Origin of the sequence: Streptomyces zaehneri, from assembly GCF_032248645.1 — a bacterium.
Lineage (GTDB): Bacteria > Actinomycetota > Actinomycetes > Streptomycetales > Streptomycetaceae > Streptomyces > Streptomyces coriariae.
In genome coordinates this window covers 506,407-533,387 of record NZ_JASTTJ010000003.1, presented here as the reverse complement: position 1 = coordinate 533,387, position 26,981 = coordinate 506,407, and the positions used below count along the sequence as shown (strand labels likewise).

The 26,981-nt window shown below is 72.2% G+C and carries 22 protein-coding genes and 2 pseudogenes; 11 read left to right on the top strand and 13 right to left on the bottom strand.

Features of this window, described 5'->3' with window-relative positions; translation table 11 throughout:
• Window positions 1-106 precede the first annotated feature (106 nt).
• On the top strand, window positions 107-1,198 hold the full coding sequence (locus QQM72_RS08090; protein ID WP_314220079.1) for a PP2C family protein-serine/threonine phosphatase: 1,092 nt from the start codon (window positions 107-109) through the stop codon (window positions 1,196-1,198).
• Here the strand turns inward: QQM72_RS08090 and QQM72_RS08085 are convergent.
• On the bottom strand, window positions 1,155-3,407 hold the full coding sequence (locus QQM72_RS08085) for an MMPL family transporter (protein ID WP_314220078.1): 2,253 nt from the start codon (window positions 3,405-3,407) through the stop codon (window positions 1,155-1,157). The genes QQM72_RS08090 and QQM72_RS08085 overlap by 44 nt on opposite strands.
• Before the next feature lie 140 nt (window positions 3,408-3,547).
• Between QQM72_RS08085 and QQM72_RS08080 the strand changes: the two genes are divergently transcribed.
• Together QQM72_RS08080 and QQM72_RS08075 are read left to right on the top strand one after the other, a co-directional pair.
• The gene (locus QQM72_RS08080; protein ID WP_057603951.1) at window positions 3,548-3,754 is read left to right on the top strand and encodes a hypothetical protein; all 207 of its coding nucleotides are present in this window, start codon (window positions 3,548-3,550) and stop codon (window positions 3,752-3,754) included.
• A 136-nt stretch (window positions 3,755-3,890) separates the two neighbouring features.
• Window positions 3,891-4,250: pseudogene (locus QQM72_RS08075) on the top strand (Si-specific NAD(P)(+) transhydrogenase); the annotation flags it as partial.
• Between the two features lie 30 nt (window positions 4,251-4,280).
• Here the strand turns inward: QQM72_RS08075 and QQM72_RS08070 are convergent.
• Window positions 4,281-4,742: a DUF5709 domain-containing protein gene (locus QQM72_RS08070; RefSeq protein WP_314220077.1), complete on the bottom strand. Its 462-nt coding sequence runs from the start codon at window positions 4,740-4,742 to the stop codon at window positions 4,281-4,283.
• Between the two features lie 333 nt (window positions 4,743-5,075).
• Here QQM72_RS08070 and QQM72_RS08065 point away from each other — a divergent pair, with 333 nt between their 5' ends.
• Both QQM72_RS08065 and QQM72_RS08060 read left to right on the top strand, forming a co-directional pair.
• Window positions 5,076-6,548 (top strand): APC family permease, encoded by a 1,473-nt coding sequence (locus QQM72_RS08065; protein WP_314220076.1) that lies wholly within the window; start codon window positions 5,076-5,078, stop codon window positions 6,546-6,548.
• A gap of 11 nt (window positions 6,549-6,559) precedes the next feature.
• Window positions 6,560-7,519: a hypothetical protein gene (locus QQM72_RS08060; protein ID WP_314220075.1), complete on the top strand. Its 960-nt coding sequence runs from the start codon at window positions 6,560-6,562 to the stop codon at window positions 7,517-7,519.
• Between the two features lie 219 nt (window positions 7,520-7,738).
• Here the strand turns inward: QQM72_RS08060 and prcB are convergent, their stop codons facing one another.
• The 4 genes from prcB to QQM72_RS08040 form a co-directional block, all read right to left on the bottom strand.
• The gene (gene prcB, locus QQM72_RS08055; protein WP_314220074.1) at window positions 7,739-8,602 is read right to left on the bottom strand and encodes a proteasome subunit beta; all 864 of its coding nucleotides are present in this window, start codon (window positions 8,600-8,602) and stop codon (window positions 7,739-7,741) included.
• 87 nt (window positions 8,603-8,689) lie between these two features.
• A complete protein-coding gene (locus QQM72_RS08050; protein WP_314220073.1) occupies window positions 8,690-11,032 on the bottom strand; it encodes a glycoside hydrolase family 65 protein in 2,343 nt (780 codons plus the stop codon).
• The gene (locus QQM72_RS08045) at window positions 11,029-11,817 is read right to left on the bottom strand and encodes a beta-phosphoglucomutase family hydrolase (protein WP_314220072.1); all 789 of its coding nucleotides are present in this window, start codon (window positions 11,815-11,817) and stop codon (window positions 11,029-11,031) included. Before QQM72_RS08045 ends, QQM72_RS08050 begins: the two co-directional genes overlap by 4 nt.
• A 57-nt stretch (window positions 11,818-11,874) precedes the next feature.
• Window positions 11,875-12,270: a YybH family protein gene (locus QQM72_RS08040; protein ID WP_314220071.1), complete on the bottom strand. Its 396-nt coding sequence runs from the start codon at window positions 12,268-12,270 to the stop codon at window positions 11,875-11,877.
• Between the two features lie 63 nt (window positions 12,271-12,333).
• Here QQM72_RS08040 and QQM72_RS08035 point away from each other — a divergent pair, with 63 nt between their 5' ends.
• Together QQM72_RS08035 and QQM72_RS08030 are read left to right on the top strand one after the other, a co-directional pair.
• Window positions 12,334-13,014: a nucleoside/nucleotide kinase family protein gene (locus QQM72_RS08035; protein WP_314220070.1), complete on the top strand. Its 681-nt coding sequence runs from the start codon at window positions 12,334-12,336 to the stop codon at window positions 13,012-13,014.
• Between the two features lie 10 nt (window positions 13,015-13,024).
• Complete coding sequence (locus QQM72_RS08030) at window positions 13,025-13,660, top strand: DUF6461 domain-containing protein (protein WP_314220069.1); 636 nt, start codon at window positions 13,025-13,027, stop codon at window positions 13,658-13,660.
• On the opposite strand, the gene QQM72_RS08025 is transcribed toward QQM72_RS08030, so the two are convergent.
• The 7 genes and pseudogenes from QQM72_RS08025 to QQM72_RS07995 form a co-directional block, all read right to left on the bottom strand.
• Complete coding sequence (locus tag QQM72_RS08025; RefSeq protein ID WP_314220068.1) at window positions 13,650-15,485, bottom strand: hypothetical protein; 1,836 nt, start codon at window positions 15,483-15,485, stop codon at window positions 13,650-13,652. The two genes, QQM72_RS08030 and QQM72_RS08025, sit on opposite strands and share 11 nt — an antisense overlap.
• A 70-nt stretch (window positions 15,486-15,555) precedes the next feature.
• Window positions 15,556-15,864 (bottom strand): annotated as a pseudogene (locus QQM72_RS08020) (hypothetical protein); the annotation flags it as partial.
• Window positions 15,840-16,013: a hypothetical protein gene (locus QQM72_RS08015; RefSeq protein WP_314220067.1), complete on the bottom strand. Its 174-nt coding sequence runs from the start codon at window positions 16,011-16,013 to the stop codon at window positions 15,840-15,842. The gene QQM72_RS08015 and the pseudogene QQM72_RS08020, both read right to left, overlap by 25 nt.
• A gap of 2 nt (window positions 16,014-16,015) precedes the next feature.
• Window positions 16,016-16,918 (bottom strand): carbohydrate ABC transporter permease, encoded by a 903-nt coding sequence (locus QQM72_RS08010; protein ID WP_314220066.1) that lies wholly within the window; start codon window positions 16,916-16,918, stop codon window positions 16,016-16,018.
• Window positions 16,915-17,826 carry a carbohydrate ABC transporter permease gene (locus QQM72_RS08005; RefSeq protein ID WP_028806721.1) on the bottom strand — a complete coding sequence of 304 codons (912 nt, stop codon included), beginning with the start codon at window positions 17,824-17,826 and terminating at the stop codon, window positions 16,915-16,917. The genes QQM72_RS08010 and QQM72_RS08005 overlap by 4 nt, the downstream gene beginning before the upstream one ends.
• A gap of 116 nt (window positions 17,827-17,942) precedes the next feature.
• Window positions 17,943-19,271, bottom strand: a complete 1,329-nt coding sequence (locus QQM72_RS08000; RefSeq protein ID WP_314220065.1) for an extracellular solute-binding protein — start codon at window positions 19,269-19,271, stop codon at window positions 17,943-17,945.
• Between the two features lie 277 nt (window positions 19,272-19,548).
• Window positions 19,549-20,682, bottom strand: coding sequence for an ROK family transcriptional regulator (locus QQM72_RS07995; RefSeq protein WP_314220064.1), 1,134 nt, complete (start codon window positions 20,680-20,682; stop codon window positions 19,549-19,551).
• A 321-nt stretch (window positions 20,683-21,003) separates the two neighbouring features.
• Here QQM72_RS07995 and QQM72_RS07990 point away from each other — a divergent pair, with 321 nt between their 5' ends.
• The 4 genes from QQM72_RS07990 to QQM72_RS07975 all read left to right on the top strand — a co-directional run bounded on the left by QQM72_RS07990 (window position 21,004) and on the right by QQM72_RS07975 (window position 26,834).
• Window positions 21,004-21,912: a BadF/BadG/BcrA/BcrD ATPase family protein gene (locus QQM72_RS07990; protein ID WP_314220063.1), complete on the top strand. Its 909-nt coding sequence runs from the start codon at window positions 21,004-21,006 to the stop codon at window positions 21,910-21,912.
• 228 nt (window positions 21,913-22,140) lie between these two features.
• Entirely contained in the window at window positions 22,141-24,057 is a 1,917-nt protein-coding gene (locus tag QQM72_RS07985) for a phosphatase PAP2 family protein (protein WP_314220062.1), read from the top strand.
• 96 nt (window positions 24,058-24,153) lie between these two features.
• Window positions 24,154-25,812, top strand: coding sequence for a glycosyltransferase family 39 protein (locus tag QQM72_RS07980; RefSeq protein WP_399076353.1), 1,659 nt, complete (start codon window positions 24,154-24,156; stop codon window positions 25,810-25,812).
• 98 nt (window positions 25,813-25,910) lie between these two features.
• Entirely contained in the window at window positions 25,911-26,834 is a 924-nt protein-coding gene (locus QQM72_RS07975; protein WP_171401163.1) for a MurR/RpiR family transcriptional regulator, read from the top strand.
• Window positions 26,835-26,981 lie beyond the last annotated feature (147 nt).

Below are 26,981 nucleotides of genomic sequence, written 5' to 3'. Positions count from 1 at the left end.
TTCCGTGGGTGTGCGGGCGTGCGATCACATGGTAGGGGGCGGTTATCGGGCCCGTCCACCGGTTTTTCGGCGTGCGGCCGCCGCGGCCACGGTGGAGCGTGGGGGTGTGGGACGACTCGACGGGGACCGGCGGGGCTGGCTGCGGGGCGCACCGCCGCCGCGCTGGGTGCGGGCGCTGCCGCTCGTCCTGGCCGCGGGTGTCTGCGTCGCCACGCTGGTCAGCCCCGAGCCGCTGGACATCGGGTTCATGCTGGGCGCGATCCCGCCGCTGGCGGTGCTGTCGTACGGTCCGGCGGCGACCGCGCTGCTGGGCGCGGCCGTGGTCGTGATGCTCAACCTGCCCGCGTTCCAGCTCGACCAGCCGGGCCAGACCGATGTGCTGACGGTGTGCTTCGTCGCGGTGCTGAGCGTGTTCGTGGCGTTCGTCCGGCGCCGCCGGGACGCCCAGCTGGACACCGAGCGCACGATCGCCGAGGCCGCGCAGAACGCCCTCGTGCCGCCGGTTCCCGAGCGGGTGGGTCCGGTGCGCTGCGCGGGTCTGTACCGGGCTGCACAGCGCGGGACGCTGGTCGGCGGTGACTTCTTCGACGTCCGGGCGAGCGACCACGGGGTGCGGGCGGTGCTCGGCGACGTCCAGGGGCACGGCCTGGCGGCGGTGGCGACGGTGGCCTCGCTTCTGGGGGCGTTCCGGGAGGCGGTGCTCGACCAGCCGGACCTGGCGCGGGTCGCCGCCCGGCTGGACCGGCGGCTGACGGTGGACTCGGCGCGGGTGACGCACGCCGAGCTGTTCGCGACGGCGGTCCTGCTGGAGTTCACCCCGGACGCCGACGCCGTGAGCGTGGTCGTCTGCGGGCATCCCCCGCCGGTGCTGCTGCGCGAGGGCACGGCCAGGGAGCTGGACGTCGTCCCGTGGACGCCGCTGGGGCTCGGTCTGCCGGAGGGCGCCCCGCTCACCGCCCACGTGCTGCCGTTGCGCCCCGGCGACCGCCTCTTCCTGGCCTCCGACGGCGTCTCGGAGGCCAGGAACGCCGCCGGAGTCTTCTACCCCCTGCTCGACCGCCTGCCCGCTCTCGCCGCCGGCGCCGACCCGGCGACGACGGCCGGACGGGTGTGGACGGACGTCCTGCGCCACTGCCCGGCCGTCCGCGACGACGTCACGATGCTCGTGCTCGCGCCGGCGGGTCCGGCGGACCGCTGAAGGTCTCAGCGTCACCCTCGGCGTCGATGTGCGGCAGGATCCGGTCCAGCCAGTGCGGGGTCCACCAGGCGCGCGCGCCCAGCAGGGTCATGACGGCGGGCACCATGAGCAGCCGTACCACGGTGGCGTCGATCAGCACGCTGACGGCGAGGCCGAGGCCCAGCATCTTGACCACGATGTTGTCGCTGATGATGAACGCCGAGAACACGCTCACCATGATCAGGGCCGCGCAGGTGATGACCCGGGCGGTGATCTCCAGGGCGTGGGCGACGGAGTCCTTGGCGTCGCCGGTCCGCAGCCAGGCCTCGTGCACCCGGGACAGCAGGAAGATCTCGTAGTCCATGCTGAGGCCGAAGATGATCGCGAACATCATCATCGGCACATAGCTCTCGATGGGCACCTTGCCGTTGACGCCCAGCGCGGGCCCGCCCCAGCCCCACTGGAAGACGGCGACGACGACGCCGTACGAGGCGGTGATCGACAGGACGTTGAGGACGGCGGCCTTGACCGCGACGAGGAGCCCGCGGAACACGGCGAGGATGATCAGGAAGGCGAGCAGGACGACCACGCCGATGATCACGGGCAGCCGGTCGGCGACGATGTCCCGGAAGTCGACCTGGGCGGCCGTGGTGCCGGTGACATAGCCCTCGGCGTCGTAGCCGGAGACCGCGTCGGGGAGGGTGTCGTCCACGAGCCGGTTGGTCAGGGCGGTGGTGCTCGCGTCCTGCGGGGCCTGCTGGGAGTAGACGGTGGCGAGCAGCACGTCGCCGTCGCTGGTGGGCGTCAGCGGGGTGACCGTGGCCGCGCCGGACACCGCGCCCAGTGTCTTCTGCGCCTGCGTCGAGAGGTCGGAGCGCTTGTCGGACGGGACGGACGTCTGGTCGATGACGACGGTGAGGGGGCCGTTGGAGCCGGGCCCGAAGGCGTCGGTCATCAGGTCGTAGGCCCGCCGGTCGGTGAAGGAGGTCGGGTCGGCGCCGTCGCCGATGTGGCCGAGCTGGATGGAGAAGACCGGGATCGCGAGGATCGCGATGACGGCCACACCGGCGCCGAGGTACTCCCAGGGCCTGCGCTCGACGCGCTTGGCGTAGCGGTGCCAGGTGCCGTGCGGGGTGGCGCCCGGTTCGGCGTCGGTCTCGGCGACCGGCTTGCGGACGTGGTAGCGGTCGATGTGTCTGCCGACGAGGCCGAGGAGGGCCGGCACGAGGGTGAGGGCGCCGACGACGGCGGAGACGACGGTGACGGCGGCGGCGAGTCCGAGTTTGCCGATGAAGGACACCCCGGACGCGTACAGACCGAAGAGCGCGATGATCACGGTGGTGCCGGACACGAGCACGGCGCGGCCGCTGGTGGCGTTGGCGTGTCCGGCGGCCTCGGCGGGATCCGCGCCGTCCATCAGGTTCTGCCGGTGCCGGGTCGTCAGGAAGAGGGCGTAGTCGATGCCGACGCCCAGTCCGATCATGGTGGCGAGGGTCGGCGAGACGGTGGCGAAGGTGAAGGCGGCGGCCAGCAGCCCGAGGCAGGCGAGTCCGCCGACCACGCTGATCAGGGCGGTGACCAGGGGCAGTCCGGCCGCGAGGACGCTGCCGAAGCCGACGAGCAGGACGACGATGGCGACCGCGAAGCCGATCAGCTCGCTGATCCGGTCGTTCGCTGCGGGCCGGGCGAGCTCGCCGAGCGAACCGCCGTACTCGACGTCGGCGCCGGCCGCCCGCAGCGGCTGGACGGCCTTGTCGACGCCGGTCAGGTAGTCGTCGCCGAGGGTGGAGGGCTGTACGTCGAAGCGGACGGTGACATACGCCGTCTTGCCGTCGCCCGACACGGGGCCGACCTTCGACGACGTCACGGAGAGCGGGTTCTGGGCCGAGAGCACGTGAGGGAGCTTCTGGAGGTCGCCGACGGCCGTGGACAGCTGTGAGCTCAGCGTGCTCACGGCCTGGTCGTCGTGCAGGACGATCTGGCTGCTGTAGCCGCCGGCCTGCGGGTCGTGCTTCTTCAGCACGTCCAGGCCGTCCGTGGACTGCACGCCCGGCAGTTGGAAGTCGTCCTCGTAGGTCCCGCCGACGGAGCGGCTGACCACCTGGAGGGCGACGACGGCCACGAGCCACGCGATGATGACGATCAGGAAGTGACGGGCGCACCAGGCGCCGAGCCTGCGCAGTCCCCCGCGGCGCGGGTTCCCGGCGGTGGTGGGTGCCATGGAGCCCATTAGACGCCCGGTTGATCTTCCCGGCATCTCGGGCCGGAGCTGATCGGGATTGCAGGGTGCGGCTCCAGGATGAATGGTGTTAGTGGACCCGATGACCGCACCGGGCCGAAGCCCTTCTTCGGACGCGAGGAGCAGACATCATGCCGACGTCACAGCCAGGCGGCTCCCGGCCCTCCCCGGAGCGCGCCACCCCGGACAACCTGCTCCACACGCGTACCGGCACGGAGGTGTCGCCGGAGGACATGGTCCTCGCCACCGGCCGGGACATCACCCCGCGCAGTCTCGAGTGGGCGCGGCGCAAGCTCGCCGAGGAGGGCCCCAGCGCGATCGAGAAGCTGCTGCCCTAGTTAATCCGGGGCAATCGGGGCCCGCCCTTTCGCGGCGGGCCCCGCGGCTGCCAGACTCCGGAGCGTGCCCGACTTCGACATGCTCGTCCTCGGATCAGGTCCCGGCGGTCAGAAGGCCGCCATAGCGGCGGCCAACACGATCCCGGAGATCAGCTTCGTGGGGCGGACGGAGGACCAGCTCACCGAGGACAGCGTGCCGTACGAGGTGGGCATCGCCCGCTACCGCGAACTGGCCCGCGGGCAGATCATCGGCGACGCCCACGGCATGCTGAAGCTGCTGGTCTCGCCGGGGGACCGGAAGCTGCTCGGGGTGCACTGCTTCGGCACCGGCGCGACCGAGCTGATCCATATCGGGCAGACGGTGATGGGCTGCGGCGGGACCGTCGACTACCTGGTCGACGCGGTGTTCAACTACCCGACGCTGGCGGAGTCGTACAAGGTCGCCGCCCTCGACGCCACCAACCGGCTGCGGCAGTTGGACCGCATCGGCGACTGAGGGCGGCGGGAAGCCCGGGACCGCGGGCGCTCACTCCTCGACGATGTGGACGGCGGCCTCCTCGGCGCCCGCGGCCCCGCCGTCGATGCCCACGTCCCGGGCGATCTCCTCCTTGACGGCGTCGGGGTGGGCGCCCTCGTCGGGGGCGACCAGCCGGCCGGCGCGCCGGTCACCGGCCTCGGCGTCGACGGGTTCGCCCTCGCCGTCGGGGAGGTCGCCGACGCCGTCGCCGGCCGGTTCCGAGACGTCCGGGACCTCCTGGGCGAGGCGCTGGTCGAGGCTCTCGCCCTCGTGCTGTTCGGCCGCGGTGGTGCCGTACTTGGTCACGCCGAGCGGCTTCTCGGGCGGGGAGTAGCCCTCGTCGAGGGTGTCGTCGTAGGTGCGTCCGCCGACGGCGTCCTGGAGGTCGAGCGGGGCGGCGTCCTGCTGTTCCTCGTTCGTTGCGGTGGGCTGGTAGACGTCGTCGCCCATCGCCTCGGACTCCGTACCCATGGGTTGCTCCTTCGCCGTCGGGGACCGTTGTCTCCCCGTCCGCGTTTCCCGTGCGGGCCGCTCCAATCGCGGCACATGCCACCTGCACGGGCGGCCGTGGACATTACTTATCCGTCAATCTTGAAAGCTCAATCGTTAGGGCTATAGTCACTCGCACACTCGGTGTGACCGTCCGCCGACACAGTGCTGGCACGGTATCCCTCCGCGCTTTCTCCGCCGACGTCTGCCGAGGTCATCCCTCTCGACGCGCGGCGGCGCTCCATCACTCACCCCCCCATACGCCGCCGGGTCGTCCCCGCTCGGGCGGCGTGCACGACGGAAAGCAGCGCAACCATGAGCAACAGCACCGGAAGAGGCCTCCAGGCGAATGTCCTGGGCACCTTCGACACGGTGGTGATGGCGGTCGCCGGCAGCGCGCCGGCCTACTCCATCGCCGCCACCACGGCGGTCCTGGCCGGCGCCGTGGGCCTGGCGGGACCGGCGGCGCTGCTGTACTGCGCGATACCGATGCTGGGCATCGCGCTGGCCTTCAGCCGACTCAGCCGGATCGACGTCAACGCGGGCGCCAGTTACTCCTGGGTGGGGCGCACGCTCCACCCCTTCCTGGGCTTCATCAGCGGCTGGGCGCTGGTGATCTCGGCGACCATCTTCATGGTGGCGGGATCACTGCCGGCCGGATCGATGACGCTCGCCCTGTTCGACGAGGGCCTCGCCGACGACACGGCGCTGTCGACCGTCGTCGGCGCCGCCTGGTTCCTGGTGATGCTGGCGGTGGTGCTGGGCGGGGCCAGACTCACCGTGCGCGCGCAGTTGATCATGTCGGGTGTGGAGCTGGCGATCCTGGCGCTGTTCGCGGTGCTCGCCGTGTTCCACACGGACAGCTCGCTGCCGTTCGACTGGTCCTGGCTCGGATTCAGCCACTTCGACGGGGTGTCCGGCTTCGCGTCGGGGGCGCTGGTCGCGGCCTTCTACTACTGGGGCTGGGACGTGACCAGCAACCTCAGCGAGGAGACCCGCGACAGCCGCCGCACGACGGGCCTGGCCGGGCTGATCGGGGTGGGCATCGTCTTTCTCCTCTTCGAGGTCTTCACCATCGCGGTGAACGTCGTCCTCAGCTCGCAGCAGATCGAGAACAACGGCGCGAACGTGCTGGCGGCGCTGGGCGAGGAGGTGTGGCCGGGCTGGGGCGGCAAGGTGCTGGTCGTGGCCGTGCTCCTGTCCACCGTCGCCACCCTGGAGACGACCCTGATCCAGGTGACGCGCTCGCTGTTCGCGATGGGCCGGGACCGTACGATGCCGTCCGCGCTGGGCCGGGTGCACCGCGCCTGGAACACGCCCTGGGTGGCGATCGCGGTGGTGGGCGGGGTGGCGCTGGTGCTGTTCGTCGCCTCCAACGCGCTGGGCTCGGTGGGCGACATCCTCGCCGACGCCATCTCGGCGATCGGACTCCAGATCGCCGTCTACTACGGGCTCGCGGGCCTGGCGGCGGTCGTCGCGTACCGCAGGACGCTGCTGAAGTCCCCTGCCGACTTCCTCCTCGGCGGGCTGTGGCCCCTGTTCGGCGCCGCGTTCATGTTCTGGATCTTCGTGGAGTCGCTCGGTGAGCTGGCCCCCGCGGCGGTCGCCATCGGCATCGGCGGGCTCGCCGTGGGACTGGTGCCGATGCTCTGGTACTGGCGGCAGGGCAGCGACTACTACCGGCCCGCCCGGCTGGACGCCTCGCGCACCGTCGAGGCCGACTACGTGCCCGAGGGGCGCCCGGCGGCGCACGCCGCCGGCCACGAGGGTCTCTCCACCGACTTCTGAGAGGGGCCCCGATGGCGCGTGACCGCTTCGCTCCCGATTTCGACCCCGACTGCGGGGACGCCCCCCTCTCCTCCACCCGGCACGACATCGTCATCGGCCGCTGGCAGGGCCTGCGGGACCTGTTGCGCGCGACCGGACCCGACTGGCTCGCCCGCGGCCACCGGGTCCGGCTGCTGGCGCAGGCCTGCGCGGGCAGTTCGACGGTGGAGACCTGGCTGGCCGCCGAGCCGCACAGCGCCGACGCGCTGGTGCTGCGGGCGGCCACGGAGACGGCACGGGCGTTCAACCTGGCGATCACCGCGGGCCGTGGCGTGCCGATCGACCAGACCCGGGTCGACGCCGCGGTGCTGTCGTGTCTGTCCGCCGCCGAGGCGTACCTGGACGACCCGACGCCGTGGACCTCGCTGATCTCGCTCGCCCGTCTCTATCCGGCCGGGGTGCGCCGCCAGGAACTGGCCCGCTGGTGGGACGAGTTGCACCAGCGGGATCCGTACAGCATGGAGGGCCACCTCCAGGTGCTGCACTACTACTCCGCCCGCTGGCACGGCTCGCACGGGCTGATGTACGACTTCGCCCGTGACGCGGCCGGCGCGGCCCCGCCGGGCTGTCCGCTGCCGGTGCTGGTGCAGTACGCGCGCGTCGAGGAGTTCCGTCACGCCCTCGACACCACGCAGGACCGCTCCACCGCGGTGGGGCTCGGCCAGCACTGGACCAACGACGGCGCCGTCAGCGACGTCCGCCGCACCTGGGAACGCTGGGTCATGGGCCGAGGGGAGGACGTCGTCGCCCCGGGTGAGCTGCGGGACTTCAACTACCTGGCCCACGCGGCGTGTTCGGCGGGCATCGCGGAGGTGGCGACGCCGCTGCTGCGGATCCTCGGCCACCGGGCGACCCGCTCGCCCTGGTCGTACACCGGCGACCCGGTCCAGCAGATCGTCAGACGGCGCAAGGAGTGGGGCGTACGCGACTGAGGCCGGGGGCTCCCCCGCCGTACGGCCCCCGGGATCGCCCGGAGCGCGGTAACCGGCGGGTGCGGCGGCGGCCGCGACCGGCCTGGTACGGGCGCTGCCCGCGCACCCCGGCACGGTCGCCGTGACCGGCCCGCCCGGCGAGGAGACGGGCGGGGCCGGGAGGTGCGGCTCGCCGAGGCGGGGGTGTTGAGCGACCGGGTCGGCTCACGGCGTCGTCGCCTACGGGCGCGGCTCGGTGGCGTGGGGACCGTCGGGCCTGGTGCGGCGCTGCTCGACCATCTCGTGGCTGAGTCGCTCCGTCTCCGGCTCGGGCAGCCGCTCGAAGCCCTCCTCGGTGATGACCGAGACGATCGGGAAGATGCGGCGGCCGATGTCGGGGCCGCCGGTCGCGGAGTCGTCGTCGGCCGCGTCGTACAGCGCCTGGAGTGCGGCCAGCGCCGCCTCGCGCCGGGACATGCCGGCGCGGTACAGCTTCTTCAACGCCCCGCGCGCGTACGGCGATCCGGAGCCCTCGGCGTGGAAGGGCGCCTTCTCGTACAGGCCGCCCGCCACGTCGAAGCCGAAGATGCGGCTCCTGGCGCCCGGGGCGGCCGCCGTGTCGTAGCCCGCGAGGAGCGGGACGACGGCGAGGCCCTGCATGGCCTGGCCGAGGTTCTGCCGGATCATCGTGGCCAGTCTGCGTGCCTTGGCGCCGAGGGTCATCGCGACGCCCTCGACCTTCTCGAAGTGTGTGAGCTCGACCTGGTACAGCTTCACCATGTCCACGGCGAGTCCGACGGTGCCGGCGAAGGCGACGGCGGTGTGGTCGTCCGCCGGGTACACCTTCTCCAGGTCGCGCTGCGCGATCAGGTTGCCCATCGTGGCCCGGCGGTCGCCGGCGATCAGCACACCGTCGCGGTAGACGAGGGCCAGCACGGTCGTACCGTGCGGGAAGGCGTCCGGGGCGGCGCGGAAGCCGTCGGCGAACGGGCTGCGCGTCGGCAGCAGTTCGGGGCGGTGCGCCGCCAGGAAGTCGCTGAAGGACGAGCCTCCCGCCGTGAGGAACTCGTCCGCGAGCCGCCCGTCGTGCCCACTGTCCGCCATGCCACTCCCCCTCGCTGCCTGCGACTCCCCACTACCTACCAGCACCCGGCGGCCGGGAAACACGCCCGCCGGACACCGGGCCGGTGTTCAGCGGGTGTTCGGCCCCCGGTGCGTGGGCTGCCGGGGCGTCGGCCGGTCCGGCACGGGCGGTACGGCGCGGACGACGGGTCCGTCGCCGTTCACCAGCACGGAAGTGCCGTGGTGCCGGATCGTCAGGGGGGAGCCCGAAAGCAGGGTGTACGCGGCCTTGTCGGGGCCGATCTCCACCCGCAGGCGGCGGCCGAGGAGTTGGACGCTGAAGGCGAGCCGGCTGAACCTCTCCGGCAGCCGGGGTGCGAACCGCAGGCCCTCGCTGTCACCGCGCAGCCCGCCGAACCCGGCGACCAGCGCCATCCAGGTGCCCGCCAGGGACGCGATGTGCAGCCCGTCGCGGGTGTTGTGCTCCAGGTCGGCCAGGTCCATCAGCGCGGCCTCGGTCGTGTAGTCGTAGGCCAGTCCCAGGTGGCCGGCCTGGGCGGCGATCACCGCCTGGCAGCAGGCCGAGAGCGAGGAGTCGCGGACGGTCAGCGGTTCGTAGTAGGCGAAGTTGCGGGCGATCTGCTCCTCGTCGAAGTGGTCCGCGCAGGTGTACATGGCCAGGACCAGGTCCGCCTGTTTGACGACCTGTTTGCGGTAGAGGTCGAAGTAGGGGAAGTTGAGCAGCAGGGGGTACTGGTCGGGGCGGGTGCCGGCGAAGTCCCACTGCTGGTAGCGGGTGAAGCCCGCATGCTGTTCGTGCACGCCGAGTACGTGGTTGTAGGGCACGTGCACCGCTGCGGCCGCGTCCCGCCAGGCCGCGCTCTCCTCCTCGTCCACGCCGAGCCGGGCGGCCTCGCCCGGGTGCCGTGCCACGACGTCGGCGGCGGCGAGGAGGTTCGCCCGGGCCATGAGGTTGGTGTAGGTGTTGTCGTCGGCGACCGCGCTGTACTCGTCGGGTCCTGTGACACCGTCGATGTGGAAGGTGCCGTCGGCGTCGTGGTGGCCGAGTGACCGCCACAACCGGGCCGTCTCCACCAGCAGTTCGACGCCGGTGGCCGCTTCGAAGTCCGTGTCCCCGGTCGCCGTGACGTACCGGACCACGGCGTCGGCGATGTCGGCGTTGACGTGGAAGGCGGCGGTCCCGGCCGGCCAGTACGCCGAGCCCTCCGAGCCCTCGATCGTCCGCCAGGGGAACGCGGCGCCGCGCAGGCCGAGCTGGACGGCACGTTCGCGGGCGGCGGGCAGGGTGTTCTGCCGCCAGCGCAGGGCCTCGGCGACGGCGCCGGGAGCGGTGTAGGTGAGCAGGGGCAGCACGAAGGTCTCGGTGTCCCAGAAGGCGTGGCCGTCGTAGCCGGAACCGGTCAGCCCCTTGGCGGGGATGGCGCGTTGTTCGGCGCGGGCACCGGCCTGGAGCACATGGAAGAGGGCGAAGCGGACGGCCTGCTGGATCTCCTCGTCGCCGTCGACCTCGACGTCCGCGCGGGACCAGAAGTCGTCCAGGTAGGCGCGCTGGTCGTCGAGCAGGCCCGACCAGCCGCTGTGCCCGGCCGCCGCGAGGGCCGCCTCCACCTGGTCGCTCATCGCGGGCCGGGAGCGGACGCCGGACCAGCCGTGCGCGACGAGCTTCTCCACCCGCAGCCGCTCACCGGGCTCGAGCACGGAGGTGACGGTGAGCCGGGCGACGTCGACGTTGCTCTCGCTGTCGACGGTGGTCCGCTCGGGGCCGGTGACCTCGTGGTCGGCGGCCACGGCCACCCGCAGTCCGCTGCGTTTCGTACGGTGGACGAGCCGCAGTCGGCGGCCGACGGCGACGTCCTCCTCCGGCTCCAGCGGCGACTTCAGGGCACGGGCCGCGCGCGGGTCGCCGTTCGGGTCGGGCAGGCTCTCGTTGGTGACCAGCTCGGACTGGATCACCACCCGGGAGCTGCTGCCGACGGCCTCCACCTCGTAGGCGACGGCGGCCACGGCCCGCTGGGTGAGCGAGACCAGCCGGGTCGAGCGCACCCGGACCGTGGACCCGGCGGGCGAGGTCCACTCGCAGGTCCGCTCCAGTACGCCCCGGCGCAGGTCGAGCACCCGCTCGTGCGTGACGAGCCGCCCGTAGCGCAGGTCGAACGGCTCGTCGTCGACCAGCAGCCGCAGGATCTTGCCGTTGGTGACGTTGATGACGGTCTGCCCGGACTCCGGATAGCCGTAGCCGGCCTCGGCGTAGGGCAGCGGGTGCAGTTCGTGGACGCCGTTGAGGTAGGCGCCGGGCAGGCCGTGCGGCTCGCCCTCGTCCAGGTTGCCGCGCCAGCCGACGTGCCCGTTGGAGAGCGCGAAGACGGACTCGCTCTGCGCCAGGACGTCGAGGTCGAGCCGCGTCTCGCGCACGTACCAGGGCTCGACGGCGTAGGACCGGTCCTTGATCACTCCCGTCCTCCCCCGTCGACGCCGCCCGGGAGGTCTGCGGGTTCCGTGAGGTCCGCGAGTTCCGCGAGGTCCTTCACCACGATGTCCGCGCCGTGCGCGTACATCGCGTCGCTCTGCCCCACCCGGTCGACGCCGACGACGTACCCGAAGTTCCCGGCGCGGCCCGCGTCCATCCCGGCCAGCGCGTCCTCGAAGACGGCCGCCCTCGCCGGCTCGACGCCGAGATCGCGGGCGGCGGCCAGGAACGTGTCGGGGCGCGGCTTGCCCGGCAGTTCCCGCTCGGCCGCCACGACGCCGTCGATCCGTACCTCGAAGAGCTGCTCGGCCTCGATCGAGCGCAGCACGTCGCGGGTGTTGGCGCTGGAGGAGACGATCGCCGTCCGCAGGCCACGCGCGCGTGCCGCCGCTATGTAGCGCAGGGTGCCGTCGTACGCCTGGACGCCCTGGGTGCGGATCTTCTCCAGGAGCAGCTCGTTCTTGCGGTTGCCCAGCCCGTTGACGGTCCGCGCGTCGGGTGGGTCACCGGGTTCGCCCTCGGGCAGTTCGATGCCCCGGGAGGCGAGGAAGGTGCGGACGCCGTCGGCGCGCGGGCGGCCGTCGACGTACTCGTCGTAGTCGTGGGCCTCGTCGAACGGCCGGAAGTCCTTGCCTCCGCGCGCGTAGAGGAACGCGTCGAAGGTCTCCTTCCAGGCGGCCGCGTGCACCACGGCCGTTCGGGTGACGACCCCGTCGAGGTCGAAGAGACAGGCCTGGATCGTTTCGGGGAGACCGAGCGTCGACGTCATACGCCCCTGATTCCCCCGCATCGGGCCTCTCACCGGTGTGTCGCGCGCCACATCCGGTCAGTCGTGCGGGAAGGAGTGGTGCTCGTGGGCGATGAGCCAGCGGCCGTGCTCCTTGCGCAGGCCGAAGGTGAGCCGCAGCCGCAGGCTCGGACACTCGGCGAGTTCCTCGGGCGTGCCGCAGCGCAGCAGGGCGTGGGCGTAGGCGACGTCGTGGCCCGCGGTGACGTCGAGGGTGTCGATGTCGAAGCGGGCGCCCTGGGCCTGCCAGACGAAGAAGGGCGGCCAGGTCGCCCGGTAGGCGGCCAGGCCCCGGATGCCCTCGTGGGGCGCGGGCACGTCGTACATCACCAGGTCCTCGGCGTGCTGGTCGAGGACGGTGTCGAGGTCGCCCCGGTGGACGGCGTCGGCCCAGCGGGTGATCAGGGTGCGGATCTGCAGCTCGTCGTCGGACACGGTCGTCCTCCTTTCCTTGCGGCCTTGCGGGTCACCTTCCAGGAGACTGCGACACTCTGCTGTGTGCTCACTTTCGACGATCTGCTCGTACGTGCCCGTGCCCTCGCCGGGGACGGCCGCAGGCGCGCGCTCCTCGGTGTCGCGGGCAGTCCGGGCGCGGGCAAGACGACCCTCGCCGAGCGCCTGGTGCGGGAGCTGAACGGCGCCGGGGATCCCTGGGTCGCGCACGTTCCGATGGACGGCTTCCATCTGGCCGACGTGGAACTGGACCGCCTCGGCCGACGGCACCGCAAGGGGGCGCCCGACACCTTCGACGCGGCCGGGTACGCGGCCCTGCTGCGGCGGTTGCGGGAGGAGACGGACGGCGAGGACCTGGTCTACGCGCCGGGCTTCGAGCGGGAGCTGGAGCAGCCGGTCGCGGGGGCCGTGCCGGTACCGCCGACGGCCCGGCTGATCGTCACGGAGGGCAACTACCTGCTCGTCGGCACGGGTGCGTGGCAGCGGGTGCGGGCCGCCCTGGACGAGGTGTGGTTCTGCGAGACGGACGAGGACGAGCGTGTCCGCCGGCTGATCGCCCGGCACGAGGAGTTCGGCAAGGGCCACGAGGAGGCGGTGGCCTGGGTGCTGCGGAGCGACCAGCGCAACGCGGAGCTGGTGGCGACGACGAGGGACCGGGCCGATCTGGTCGTGCCCCTGCCCGTCCGCCCCCGGCCCGCCGGGGGCGTTGTCGGTGGCACGCGTTAGTTTCGGCCCCATGACCGACGGAATCGTGTGGCTGGTGGATCTGGACGGCTGGATGTCCGGCGTCGTGTTCGCGCGCGGGATCTCCCCCGAGGAGCTGGCCCACCGCATGGGAGCCGAACCGGGCCGGGCCACGGAGCCGGTCACCGACGCCGAGGTGTGGCGGCTCGGGATCACGCAGTGGCGGCCGGCCGAGGACGGGGACGGCGTGGTCCGGGTGGGCAGATCCGGGGACTGGTCGTTCGCCCTGGAGTACGGGGACTCGACCGGCGGGGACCTGCTCGCGGAGATATCGCGCGACGGCGTGGAGGTCGTGCGGTACGTGCCGCCCCAGGAGCACCCGCCCGCCGACTTCCACTACGCGCGCGACGGTGTGTTCGTGTCCGGCCACGGGCTGCGGGAGGAGGTGTGGCGCTGGGGCGCGGAGCCGGATCTGCTGCTGCCCGACCTGGTCGCCGCGGGCGTCCTGTCCTGCGACGGAAGCACGTATCTTCCGCCGCAGGACGAGGACTACCGGACGGGCTGCCGGCGCAGCCTCGGTGTGGTGGAGCGGCGGTTCGGGCTGTCCCTGTCCCCCGCGTTCCTCCAGGACGCCCGGCTGCCCGCGTACGCGGTACGCGGCACCCCGCGGATGACCCTCAGCCCCTGACGGCGGCGCGCAGCGTGAGCGTCGGCTCGGCGTGCTCGTCGTCGGGGCCGAGAACGGCGGTGAAGGCGTCCGTCCGCACGGTCAGGCCCTCCTCGGCCCACTCGACCGCGACGGTGAGCGGCTCCTCGGTGCCGTGGCGCACCGCGAACACGTGCAGGTCGTCCGGCGCGTCCGGGAGCGGTCCCGCCTCCAGCGCCGTCGAGCTGACCAGGTGGCGCCAGCCCTCGTCGGGGTTGCCGTAGCCGCGCGGGTCGGCGGCGAGCGCGAAGGCGGCCTGCTCCTGGGTGAGTTCGGCGCGCGCGTCGAAGTGCTCGGGTCCCTGTGCTTCGGGGTGCGTGAGGCGCAGGCCGCCCGGCGAGGAGACGGCGCCGTGCGCGGTGCGCCGGACCCGGTCGCCGTCGTCCTCGGCGTACGGCAGGCCGGCCAGCAGGTACGGCGTCCCGCCGAGGCGCTCCACGGCGACCGTCGTCCACAGGGTGGCGCCGTCGGTGACGTACAGGGAGCGCACGTACCGCAGGACGTGGTCGCGGCCGACGACCGGCTTGGTGACCAGCTTGGCCGTCAGGCCGTCGGCGCGGGTGTCGCGGACCCGGACCGCGCCCATGGGGCGGCACAGCAGGAAGCCGTCGGTGACGGGACCGAAGCCGTGCTGGCGGTTGACGGCGGCGGGCAGGTAGTAGGTTCCGGCGGCCTCGACGACCGCGGGGGTCATCCGGTCGTCGAAGGCCACCGAGACCGTGCCGGCGCGCAGTTGGTGCCGTGCGGGTCCGGTGGACGGCTCGCGGTGCCAGGGCGTGGTGTCCTGGATCTGCCAGACCAGCATCCACGCGAAGTGGCCGTCGACGCCGCCGTCCGCCTTCACGGCGTGCCGTGCCCAGCGGCTGTCGCACCGGTAGCGGCCCAGGTCGGCGCCGACAAGGGCGCCGAAGTAGCGCAGGCCGAGGACCGACTCGAAGGCGGAGTGCTGCTCGCTGTAGCGGGGGCCGCCGTTGTCGAAGCCGCCGCCGGTGAGGCGGGCGTCGAGGTAACGGGCGAGCGCCTCGCCGTCCTCGGCGAAGACCTCCTCGCCGCTGACCCGGTGGGCCTGGGCGAGGAAGGAGAGGGAGATCGGGCCGTAGTTGTTGTCGTAGGCGCCGCCGTGCTCGGGGGGCAGCAGGGCGCCCCGGTCGCGGACCCGGTGGGCGCGGATCTCCTCGGAGTACAGCGCGAGGGCCCGTGCGCGGACCGGCTCGCCGTCCTGCGGCGGGAGATGGCGGGCCAGCATCAGGCCGCCGACCACGCAGCCGATGGCCTGGTTGCCCGCCTCCTGGGGGTTGAAGAAGGTCGCCTCGGTCAGCCAGCTCCAGTAGCCGCGCGCCACCTCCAGCAGCTCGGCGCGCTGCTCGTCCGGCACCAGGCCGTCGGCGGTGTCGAGCACGTTCACGGCCTGGAGCAGCGCCCACACCGTGCTCGGCCAGTCGCCGACGGGGTGCGCGCCGGCCGCCAGCGTGTAGCGGGCGTACGGGAGCCCGCAGCCGCGCACCCTCAGGTTCGGGTAGCCCGGGTTGTCGTCCCGGTAGACGCGTTCGCGCAGGTGGAAGGCGAGGCTGCGGTGCACCGCCTCGGGCAGCCGCGGGTCCTTGGTGCGCTGCCAGGCCAGGGCCAGCAGGGAGGTGATGCCGAGCGAGGTGTCGCCGATGTCGTCGACGCAGTCCGGGTGCTCCAGGTTGCCCTGCGGGGTCAGGCGGCGCAGCGCCTGTTCGGTGACGTCGGCGAGGACGGCGTCGTACGCCTGCGGGGTGTCGGGCAGGTCGTGCAGCCGGCCGCGCTGGTGCGTGAGGTGCACGGGAGGGGACGTGAGGTGCACGGGGATCAGCCCTTCGTACCTGAGATGGCCATGGCGTGGGTCGTCGGAGTCAGACGGCGGGTGCGGGCCGGCGGGCGCGCAGTGCGACGGTCAGTGTGTGCGGGCCGTGCCCACCGAGGTAGACGCGGTTCCCGGTCGTCGCATCGGTGCCGCCCACCACGGTGTGGTCCTGCCCCGGGTCGTACCGCAGCACGTCGCTTTGGTCCGGACCGGCGAGCGGTTCGCCCGCCTCGACGTCGGCCTCGACCCGGATCTCGTCGTCACCGACCCGGTAGGTCATCGGTCCGGTCGTCAGGCACCATCGTCCGTCGCCGATCGGTACGGCGCCCTCTGTCACGCCGCCGGGCCGGAACGGTATGCCGCGACCAGGGTTTTCACCCGCCGCGCCAGACCACGGTGCGGCACACCGGAGGGTTCCTCGTCCGGGCGGGCCGCCAGCGGGACGGCCAGCCGGTCGGCGGCGCGGGCCGCCGCGCGGACGAACTCGTGGTCGAGCGGGGTGGGCAAGGTCAGTCCTTCAGTCCGGCGTTGATGTCGGCGTTCATGACGTACTTCTGGAACACCAGGAAGACGACGATCAGCGGGATCATGGAGATGACCGAACCGCCGAGCAGCACCGACCAGTTGATGTTCTGCGCCCCTACGAGGCTCTGGATGCCGATCTGCACGGTGAACTTCTCGGGGTCGTTCAGCATCAGCAGCGGCCAGATGTAGTCGTTCCACCGCCACTGGAACGACAGGATGGCGAGCGTCAGCATGATGGGCCGGGAGAGCGGCACCATGATCCGCAGGAAGATCGACAGCTCCTTGGCGCCGTCGATGCGGGCGGCCTCGATGAGCTCGTCGGGGACCGTCAGGAAGAACTGGCGGAACATGAAGCACCCGGTCGCGGTGAGCAGGGCCGGGAGGATGATGCCGGCGAGCGAGTTGTAGAAGCCCAGGTCGCGGACCACCAGAAACAGCGGGGCGAGCATGACCTCGGCAGGGAGCATCGTGGTGGCCAGGATGCAGAGGAAGAAGGCCTTGAGCCATCTGTTGTCGTACTTGGCCAGCGCGTACCCGGTGCAGCAGCTGACTCCCACCGTGAGGATCGTCGCGATCACACAGACGAGGGTCGTGTTGATGAAGTACTGGGCGAAGTTGGCGCTTGCCCACGCTTCCTTGTAACCCGACACGGTGGGGTTCTGCGGGAGCACCGTCAGCGGAAGGGAGAACAGGTCTCCCGCCGGTTTGAAGGAGCTGAGGACGAACCACAGCACCGGGATCCCGTAGAGGCCCGCCAGGACCCACAGCAGAGTCGTCGGGGCAATCGCGCGCCGAAGCCCGCCGGTCGCCGACCCGCGGGACCTCTTCTTGGAGACGGCCCGTACGGAGGCGGCGTCGGCCTTGCGCGGCATGTCTGTGGTTGTCATCGGTTCTCCACCCGCCGGTTGACCATCATCTGGATGACCGCGACGCCCATCAGGATGAGCATGAGCACGAACGACGCGGCGCTCGCGTAGCCGATCTGGCCTGCCTTGAACCCCGTCTGGTAGATGTACTGGACCAGCAGATTGTTCGACGTTCCGGGTCCGCCGCTGTTGAGGGAGGCGAACACCGCGTATTCCTTCATCGCGTGGATCGTGTTGAGCAGGATGACGATGAAGGAGGTGGGCGCGATACTCGGCAGTGTGATGCTGATGAACTGGCGCCACGGACCGGCGCCGTCGAGCGCCGCCGCCTCGTAGTACGACGTCGGCACGTTCTTGATCGCCGCGATGAACAGCAGCATCGAGAAGCCCGTCCAGGCCCAGGCGGCCGCCACCACGACCACGATCAGTGACAGGTCCGCGTTCGACTGCCACGGAACGGCGCTTCCGCCGAGCTTCTCGATGAGGTAGTTGACCAGTCCGAAGTTCTCACCGAACAGCCATCGCCACAGGACACCCACGATGATGGGCGACAGCAGCCACGGGATGAAGAAGAAGAGCCGGGCGACCGACGCACCCTTGGCGTGCTTGCTCACCAGCACGTTGGCGATGAGCAGCGACAGCACGAAGTTCAGCGGAACGAAGAGCACGGTGTACAGCAGCGTCCGGGTCGTCGCGTCGTAGAAGGTCGAGTCCCCGAGCAGCTTCTGGTAGTTGTCCAGTCCGACGAACTGGAACGACCCCACGCCCGTGTAGTTCGTGAAGGAGTAAACGAGCCCGATCACCGCCGGCCAGACGAAAAACAGCGCGAAGAGCACGACATTGGCCGCGATGAGGACGAGCGGCGCAAGGGTGTACTTACTACGGCTCCTGGGCGGGCTCACGGACACGTCCGAGGCTCGTTTTGTCATCTTCCTGACTCCGTGCTGGTGGATGGGATTGCGGTGGGCTCACGCCATGAGCCCGGCATCACGCGGACGTCCAGGTCCGGGCGGCAGCGGCTCGCACCGCCGCCCGGACCTGGGACCTACTTCACGCCGCCGACCTGCTGGTTGTAGCCGGCCACGATGTTCTCCAGGGCCTTGTCGGCCGACTGCTCACCGTTGATCGCCTTGCCGATCTCCGCCTTGGTCGGGTCGTCGGTGAGGCTCTTGCCGTTCAGCGCCCAGTTCGTCTGCGCGACGTTGAAGTAGCCGGAGACGGGGGCGTAGAGCGGAATCGACTCGTTGTAGAGCTTGAACGCCGCCTGCGCCGCCTCGGACTTGAAGGGGTACGTCGGGTTCAGGCCGCTCTCGACCGGCAGGAACCCGGACGCCTCGCACAGCGCCTTGTAGTGCTCGGGCTCGTACAGCCACGAGATGAACTTGTTCGCGGCGGTGGCCGCGTCGCTGTTGTTGTTGAAGCCCACGACCATGCCGCCGCTGTTCACGTCGCTGGCCTGCACCGGCTCGGCGGGGGTCGGGACGCTCGCCCACTCGAACTTCGTGACGCTCTCCGCGAAGGAGGCGACCTGCCACACACCGGACCAGTAGGCGACGACGTCACCGCTCTGGAACATGGCCGACGGGTCGGCGCCGCTGGTCCACACCGACTTCGGCATGGTCTTGTCGTCGTTCCAGCCGACGAAGGTGTTCACGGCCTTCTTGGTCGCCTCGTCCGCCGAGAACTTGCCGGAGGAGTCGGCGTGCATGTACTGCCCGCCCATCTCGTACACCATGGCGCGGAGTCTGGACGGCGACTGGTCGAACGTCAGGGAGTACTTGGCCTTGGTCTTCTCCCGGACCTCGTTCGCCGCCTTGATGAACTCGGTCCAGGTCCAGGTCTTGGAGGGCGAGGTCGGGTAGGAGACGCCGGCCTTGTCGAAGAGCGACTTGTTGATGAACATGCCGGACGCGGTGACGTCCGAGGGGATGGACAGCACCTTCCCGGACGAGTCCTTGGCGACGAAGTTGGCGTTGATCTTGTTGGTCTTGTTGTTGGCGATGGAGCCGAGGTCGAGCAGCTTGTTCGACCAGATCGGGTCGATCTTCGGCACCGCCGCCACGTCGGGCAGGGAGCTCGCCTGCGCGGCGTTGCGCAGCTTCGCGTCGTAGCCGTCGTACGGGATGTTGACGAGCTTGACGTTGACGCCGGTTTCCTTCTTGTACGCCGCCACCGACGCCTTCCAGCCCGCGTCCTGCCCCGGAACCGTGGAGATCCAGAACGTCAGCGACTTGGAGGTTCCGCCCGAGTCGGATCCCGACCCGCAGGCGGAGAGCAGCAGGGCACCTGCCGCGGCCCCGGCAGCGAGGGGAACCAGGCGGCGTATGCCGCCGCGGCCGAGTCGGCGGGAGCGCCGCACACCCACAGTGGTCATCTTCGATCCCTTTTTTTCGTCGTAGGGGACGGAGCACGGCGCCGATCGAGGCGGCACGGGTGCATTTTGCAGGAAGTTTCGCTTTCCGGGGGCGCGGCCTCGCCCGGCCGCGTCGCCTTGACGGATGGGGTCCCCGGCCATGAGGGCCGTCGTCGCACAAGCACGCCCTCGTGCGGCTGCCGTACTTCGAGTACGGGCGGGAGGCTCATCCGGAGTCGGCGTCCCGGCCGACTTAGAAAGCGCTTGTCCGGACATTGGCAGACCGGGCCGGAAGCCGTCAATCCTTAGCTTGCGCGGCCTGGGTCACGGTTTGGACTCCCCGGGCGACAGCGAGCCGCGCGGCACCCGCGACGGTGCCGGTGTCGCCGACCGTGCTGCTGACCACCTCGGTGGGCCAGCTCAGCCGCGCCAGCTCGGCCCGCACGCCGGGCAGGAGCCGCGGATCGGCGCCCGTGCTGCCCCCCAGCACGATCAGGCCCGGGTCCAGCACGGCGGTCACGGCGGCGGCCAGCCGGCCCACGTCCGCGGCATGGCGGCCGACGACCTCGACGGCCGGGGCGCGGCCCTCCCCGGCGAGGGCGAAGAGCCGCTCGGTGGTGCGCGGGCAGGGGCCGTCGGCGCCCTGCCAGGCCGCCGCGGCCCGGCGCAGCAGGGAGCGTGCCCCGATGTACTCCTCCAGGGCCTCCTGGCGCGGCTCACGGCCGTCGTCCCAGGGGTAGGGCAGCCGGGCCAGCTCTCCCGCGGCGCCGTTCGAGCCGCGCAGCACCGAGCCGCCGACGACGATGCCGAGGCCGATGCCCACGCCGATCCGCAGATACCCGAAGGTGTGCCGGCCGCGCGCGGCCCCCTCGTGGAGCTCCGCCAGCGCGGCGCAGTTGACGTTGTTCTCCAGGTGGACGGGCACGCCCGGCGGCAGCGCGACGGCCATGGCGTCGAAGACCGGACCCGCCTTGGCGGTCGCCGGGCGCATCCCGCTGCCCTGCCGGTCGCGCGCGGCCACGTCACCGACGGCGACGACGATGCTGCGCAGCGGAAGGCCGGCGGGCAGCGCGGCGAGCGCCTCGCGCACGGCGTCGGCGGCATCCGTCCGGGACGCGGTCGCCTCGGCGAGCAGGGAGCCGTCCAGGGCGCAGCCGCGGACCCGGGTGAGGGCGGGGCCGAGGTCGACGGCGAGCACGGCCCCCGCGGCCGGCCCGAGACAGTAGACGGCCGCGAAACGCCCCGTGCCGCTGGAGGAGGTCCCGGAGTGCGTGGCGAGCCGGGCGCTCTCCAATTCCGCCACGGCGGCCGACACCGTCGGCTTGGACAGGCCCGCCAGGCTCGCGAGCTGCGGCCGGGTCGCGCTGCCCGCCTGGGCCAGCACGGCGAACACCGCACTCGCGCTCTCGGTCAGGCGGGGGGCCTCCGCCACGTCGAGTTCCACAGTTTCCCCCACACGGGTACAGGGCCGCGCGCCCGGACCGGTCGTCCCGGCGGGCTGCGGCGATGGGATGCTCCGACGTCGCGCGTTCCCGTCCCGCGGCGGCCCGGACAGGAGCCTGGACGGTCGAGTGCGCGATTACTCTTGACGCACTGTACTTCGTTAGTTAACTTCCTAACGAACTTCACGGTACTCGCCTGCCGTGCTCGTCAGAAGCCCGTCCCGGGGCTTCCCTAGTTCACCGATCCGCAATCCCTCAGACACGGTTCGCCCGCCGTCGCAGCTCGACGCAGCAACGACGAAAGAGGATCCGTGCAGGACTCTCCCCCTTCGGCCGCCCTCGTGGTCGGCGTCGACGTGGGCGGCACCAAGACCCATCTCCGCGCCCTCACGGGCGACGCCGTCGTGACCGACCACGTCCGCCCCAGCACCGGCTGGCGGCCGCACGACCCGTCCGCCGCCGCACGCTGGCTCACCGGGCTCGTCCGCGAGACGCTGCCCCGGGGCGTGCGCCCGGCCGCCTTCGCCGTGGGCGCGCACGCCTGCGAGACACCCCGCCAGTGCGCGGAGATCCGCGATGCCCTTCAGCTCTCCCTCGGTGTCCCCGCGCGCGTGGTGGGCGACGCCGAACTCCTCGTGCCCGCCGCCGGACTGGACAAGGGCGTCGGCCTCGTGGCCGGCACCGGCTCGGTGGCGGTGGGCCGGCTGCCGGGCGGCGACCCCGTCCAGGTCGGCGGCTGGGGCGCGGTCCTCGGCGACGAGGGCGGCGGCGCCGGTCTGGTCCGCGAGGCGGCCCGGGCCGTGTGGGCGGCCCACGACCGCGGCGAGGAACCCGGAGCCCTGGCCCGGCGCCTTCTCGCCGCTTTCGGCGTGCCCGAGGTCCCGGCGCTCGGCGCGGCCCTGGAGGGCGCATCGGACGTCTCCGCCGAGTGGGGACGGCACGCGCCCGCCGTCTTCGCGGCGGCGGCCGACGGCTCCGCGCTCGCCCGTTCCGTGATCGCCGAAGCCGGCGCGGCGCTCGCCGCGCTCGTCGCCCGCCTCGCCGCACGCGGTGTCGCGGTCGACGACGTGGTCGTGGCGGGCGGCACGGTGCTCGGTCAGCCGGCGCTCTACGAGGCGTTCGCCGCCGCGCTCGCCGACGTGGTGCCGGGGGCGCGGCCCCGGCCGCTCACCGTGGCGCCGGCCGAGGGCGCGGTGGCGTTGGCGCGTGCCCTCCTGTGAGGCGCGGGCCTCTCGTTCACCCGCAGGACACGCACCGGTCGGCGGGTCATCGCGGACGCGACACGACCCGGCCGTAGATCTTCGCTCGTACGCGTCGTGCGGCTCACACGTCCTCGAAAGGCGGACGGGTCGCACCCGATCGATCGCACGTGCCCCGCACGTATCCCCGCATGTATCCCGCACGTCCTCCCCGGCCGCACGGCCGAAGAACTCGAGAGAGGCACACTCATGCCGTCACCCGCCGGGCAGTCCACCCCCTCGGCCGTGAACAGAAGGCGCTTCCTGAAGGTCTCCTTCGGCGGCTCGGCGGCCCTGGTGGCCGCTCCGACGCTCGCCTCCTGGCTCGGCGCCGCCGACGCCAAGGCCGCCACGGCCCCGCTGCCGTTCGTCGACGACTACAAGACGAACGTCACGGCGAACCTCACGCCCGAGACCAACGCCGTGGTACGGATCCTGGGCGGCTTCGCCGAGGTGTGGAAGACGGGCGGCGCCTGGAACACCGGCACCCCGCTGCGCCCGGAGATACTGCGCGCCAACATGCGCTACTGCATCGCGATCACCCGCTCCCGCACCGAGGCCGCGGGCCGGCAGGCGTTCGTCTACGACCGGCAGCACCAGAGCTACGCGATGATCGCCGGGCTCGGTCCGCTGACGGATCTCTACAAGACGGGCGCCAAGGCCGTCACGTCGATCACCAGCGCGCCGGACACCACTCCCGCCACCACGATCAGTGACGCCGTGCCCGCGGACGCGCCCGCCGGCTCCGCCATCGGCGCCGGCTCCTACACCTCCGACCTCGGCCAGGTCGCGAGGCTCGTCGACACCGTGCGCGGCCCGTTCGCCTCCGGCAACCCGGGCAAGTACGCCTTCCAGTACCCGCGCCCGTGGCGCATGAACGAGAACAGCGAGGTCGTCGACACCGGGAAGACCGATGCCCTCGGCTTCCCGGTGTACGACTCGAAGGTGGTCGTCGTCCCGCAGCTGCTGCGTCAGCGCGGTACCTCCGCGACCGACGACGGCGGCTTCCCCAGCGGGCACACCAACGCCTTCCACCTGGCGTCGCTGGCGTTCGCGTACGCCGTGCCCGAGCGGTTCCAGGAGCTGGTGACGCGCGCCCTCGAACTCAGCCACACCCGGATCGTCTCCGGCATGCACTCCACCGTGGACGTCCTCGGCGGCCGCATCATGGCCACCGCCCTCGCCGCCGCCGCGCTCGCCGACCCGGCCAACGCCGGCCTCAAGGCGGCCGCCCGCGCCCAGGCCCTGGCCTACTTCACCGAGAAGACCGGCACCACGGCCGACACCCTGTCCGCCTACGCCCACTCCGACGCCTCGGACGCGTACGCCGACCGGGAGGCCAACGCGCGGGCGAACGAGCCCCGTCTGACCTACGTCCTCGAGCGCCAGGGCCGCAGGACGCCCCTCACCGTGCCCAAGGGCGCCGAGGTGCTGCTGGAGACCAGGCTGCCGTACCTGACGGCCGCCCAGCGCCGTGAGGTGCTGCGCACGACCGCGCTGCCCTCCGGGTACGTCATGCTGGACGGCTTCGAGCAGTGGGGCCGGCTCGACCTGTTCGCCGCGGCGGACGGGTACGGCGCCTTCGACTCCGACGTCACGGTCACGCTGGACGCGTCGAAGGGCGGTTTCGAGGCGGCCGACGTCTGGCGCCACGACATCGAGGGCGAGGGCGGTCTCACCAAGCGCGGCTCGGGCACGCTCACCCTGACCGGGCACAACCGCTACCACGGCGGCACCGTGCTCACGGAGGGCGTGCTCGTCGCCGGGCACGCGGGCGCTCTCGGCCAGGGCGATGTGCGGCTGACCGGCGGCACGCTGCGCGCGGACGTCCCGCTGCGGGTGCGGGGCGCCTGGGCCCAGGAGTCCGGCGCGGAGCTGGACCTGACGCTGCGCGGGCACCACGGGCCCGTCCTCACGGTGTCCGGGCGGGTCCGGCTGGACCGGGGCGCCGTGCTGTCGCTGCGCCTCGACGCCGACCGGCCGCCGGCCGCGGGGACGACGGTCCCGGTGATCGACGCCTCGGCGCTGCGCGGTCAGTTCGACCATGTCAAGCTGAACTCCGACCGCCTGCGCGCCGTACCCGTGTACACGGCAGACGGTCTGTCGGTACGACTCCTGAAGCGGTAACACCCTTCGCGGCGGGAGCCGGTGCGCGGCGAGCCCCCGAGGCGGCTGCGCACCGGCTCCGGCCGCCGCCCGGCCGGTGTCACCGCAGGGCGGACGATGGCAACCCAACCGCATCCGGTCCTGGAGACCACCCCCGACGCGGAGCCGGCGCGGCCCCCGCGGTCGGGCCGCCGGCGTCTGCTCGTCCCGGTCCTGGTGGCCGTCCTGCTGGCCCAGATGGCCGTCGCGATGGTCACCACGGCGGCACGGCAGACCCCGACCATCGACGAGCCGGTGTACGTCGCCACGGCGGCCGGCTACCTCCACGAGCACCGGGTGCGGCTCAACCCTGAGCACCCGCCCCTCGGCAAACTCGTCATAGCCGTCGGCGTGGCCCTCGCCCGCCCGCACGTCGATCCGTCGTTCACCGGCACGCAGGAGGCGGCGGGCCGTCACCTTCTCTACGAGTCCGGCAACGACCCCTGGCGGCTGATGCTGTGGGCCCGGCTGCCGGTGATCGCGCTGACCCTGCTGTTCGGCCTGGTGGTGTTCGCCTTCACCCGTGACCTCGCCGGGCCCGCGCCCGCGCTGACGGCGCTGGCCCTGTACGCCCTCTCCCCCGACGTCGTCGCGCACGGCTCGCTGGCGACGCTCGACGTCCCGGCGGCGGGCTTCCTGCTGACCTCGGTGTGGCTGCTGTGGCGGGCCCGCGACGGCAGGGCGCGCCGGTACCTGCCGCTCGCCGGGGCCGCGCTCGGCGCGGGGCTCGCCACGAAGATGAGCACGCTGCCCGCGGTCCCCGTGCTGGTGGCCCTGGCGGCGCTGTCGGTGTGCGCCCGTCGGCCCCGCGACGCCCGGCGCGCGCTGCGGGCCGCGGGAGTGGTGACGGTGACCGCCGTCGCCGTGGTCTGGGCCGCGTATCTCGCGGTCGATCCGCTGCTGCGCCGGGATCCCGGGGCGACCCATGTGCCCGTCGTGCACGGCCTGCACGGGCACCTCGTCGGGATGCTGCCCTTCCCCGAGGCGTACAAGGACGGTATGCGGATCCAGTTCGGCCTGGAGAACCGGTCGTGGGAGGGCTTCCTGTTCGGGCACCGGTACTCCGGCGCCCGCTGGTACTACCTGCCGGTCGCCCTGGTCGTGAAGACGCCGCTCGGCATGCTCGCCCTGTGGACGGCCGGGGCGGTCGCGACGGTCGTGCTGCGACGACTGCGGCCCGCGGCGCCGTACGTGCTGGTCCCGGCCGCCGTGCTGCTGGCCTCGGCCATGACCGGGGCGCGGGACCTCGGGACCCGGTACGCCGTCTTCCTGCCGATGTTCCTCGCGGTGGCCGCGGGGTGCGTCCTGGCGGTGCGCCGACGGTGGGCCCCCGTGGTGGTGGTGGCGCTGACGGTGTTCGTCGCCGTCAGCTCGCTGCGGACCTACCCCTACTACCTGCCGTACTCCAACGAGGCGTTCGGCGGGCCGGCCAGGACGCATCTGTGGCTGCACGACTCCAACGTGGACTGGGGCCAGGACCTCGGACGGCTGGCGGACCGGCTGCACGGCCGCTACCGGGGCGAGCGGGTGTGGCTCGTGTACAAGGGCAGCGGGGTGCCCGCCTACTACGGCATCGAGGCCTCCGACCCGAGGCGGGTGCCGCCGGCGCGGGTGCACGGGCTGCTGGTCGTGTCGGACTCCGCGGTCGCCGAGGCCAGGGACGGCCTGGACGTGCTGCTGCGCTCCAGCCGGCCGGTCGACGAGGTCGGCGACTCGATCACGCTGTACCGGCGGTAATCCACGATCACCGGGTGTGCGAGGGGCCTCTTCGCCCGCCCTGTCCGGCGCGGTCCCTGAAGTATGTTGAGCCCGTGGAAGACAAAGGAGGCGCACCGGTGCCATCGCCGCAACAGGCACGCGCACAGGCATCCGCGATCACCTCGGGCAGAACCGGTCCGGAGACGGAGGTGTCCCCGACCTCCCGGCTCAGGGCGCTCTTCGACGGACCCCATCTGTCCCCGGGGCAACGGCGCATCGCCCAGTATCTGATCGAGCACATCACCGAGGCGGCGTTCCTGTCGATCACCGACCTCGCGGACCGCGTCGGGGTCAGCCAGCCCTCGGTGACCCGGTTCGCCGCGGCGGTCGGCTTCAGCGGGTATCCCGCGCTGCGGGAGAGGCTCCAGTCGATCGCGCTCGGCGCCCTGGCCGGCGGTCCGGCGGCGGCCGAGGTGAACCGGAGCAACGAACTCCAGGCGGCGGTCGAGGCGGAGATCGAGAACCTGGAGAACCTGCGGCGCGACTTCGCCGACCCGGACCGGGTCATCGACGTGGGCCGCAAGCTGTCGCAGTCGACCCCGCTGACCATCCTGGGCCTGCGGATCTCCGTCTCGCTCGCCGAGTACTTCGCCTACGCCGCCCGCCGGGTCCACCCGGACGTGCGGCTGGTGACCCGGGGCGGCAGCGTCGCCTACGACGCGCTCCTGCAGTCCCGGGAGGCGGGCGGGACCTGGGTGCTGGCGTTCTCGATGCCGAGGCACGCGCAGGAGACGCTGACCGCCGTACGGGTCGCGCGCAGCGCCGGTCTCAAGGTCGCGCTGATCACCGACCTGGCGCTGGGGCCGGTGGCCGACGAGGCCGACGCCACCTTCGCCACCGGCACCGGTTCCCGCCTGGTCTTCGACTCCTACGCCGCTCCCGGGGTGATGGCCGCGGCGCTGCTCCAGGCCATGACCGACGCGGGCCCCGAACGCACCCAGGCGCGGCTCGAGGAGTACGAGCAGATCGCCGAGCAACACCAGTTCTTCCTGCGTGAGTGACCGGCCTGCCGAAGGCCACCCCCCTCCCCCAGCACTGCACAGAGGGATCATTGCGGGCATTTCGCGCATGAATGTTTTCATACGTCTTGCAAAGCGGTCGGCATATATAAATACTGCTCACGGCCGCATCCGCCCGCCAAGGGCTCA

Excerpts from the sequence above, each read along its gene's own strand:
- QQM72_RS08060 (WP_314220075.1), top strand. The coding sequence starts at position 6,560 with ATGGCGCGTGACCGCTTCGCTCCCGATTTCGACCCCGACTGCGGGGAC.
- QQM72_RS08070 (WP_314220077.1), bottom strand. The coding sequence starts at position 4,742 with ATGGGTACGGAGTCCGAGGCGATGGGCGACGACGTCTACCAGCCCACC.
- QQM72_RS08065 (WP_314220076.1), top strand. The coding sequence starts at position 5,076 with ATGAGCAACAGCACCGGAAGAGGCCTCCAGGCGAATGTCCTGGGCACC.
- QQM72_RS08030 (WP_314220069.1), top strand. The coding sequence starts at position 13,025 with ATGACCGACGGAATCGTGTGGCTGGTGGATCTGGACGGCTGGATGTCC.
- QQM72_RS08080 (WP_057603951.1), top strand. The coding sequence starts at position 3,548 with ATGCCGACGTCACAGCCAGGCGGCTCCCGGCCCTCCCCGGAGCGCGCC.
- prcB (WP_314220074.1), bottom strand. The coding sequence starts at position 8,602 with ATGGCGGACAGTGGGCACGACGGGCGGCTCGCGGACGAGTTCCTCACG.
- QQM72_RS08000 (WP_314220065.1), bottom strand. The coding sequence starts at position 19,271 with ATGACCACTGTGGGTGTGCGGCGCTCCCGCCGACTCGGCCGCGGCGGC.
- QQM72_RS07980 (WP_399076353.1), top strand. The coding sequence starts at position 24,154 with ATGGCAACCCAACCGCATCCGGTCCTGGAGACCACCCCCGACGCGGAG.
- QQM72_RS08010 (WP_314220066.1), bottom strand. The coding sequence starts at position 16,918 with ATGACAACCACAGACATGCCGCGCAAGGCCGACGCCGCCTCCGTACGG.
- QQM72_RS07985 (WP_314220062.1), top strand. The coding sequence starts at position 22,141 with ATGCCGTCACCCGCCGGGCAGTCCACCCCCTCGGCCGTGAACAGAAGG.
- QQM72_RS08085 (WP_314220078.1), bottom strand. The coding sequence starts at position 3,407 with ATGGGCTCCATGGCACCCACCACCGCCGGGAACCCGCGCCGCGGGGGA.
- QQM72_RS08005 (WP_028806721.1), bottom strand. The coding sequence starts at position 17,826 with ATGACAAAACGAGCCTCGGACGTGTCCGTGAGCCCGCCCAGGAGCCGT.
- QQM72_RS08045 (WP_314220072.1), bottom strand. The coding sequence starts at position 11,817 with ATGACGTCGACGCTCGGTCTCCCCGAAACGATCCAGGCCTGTCTCTTC.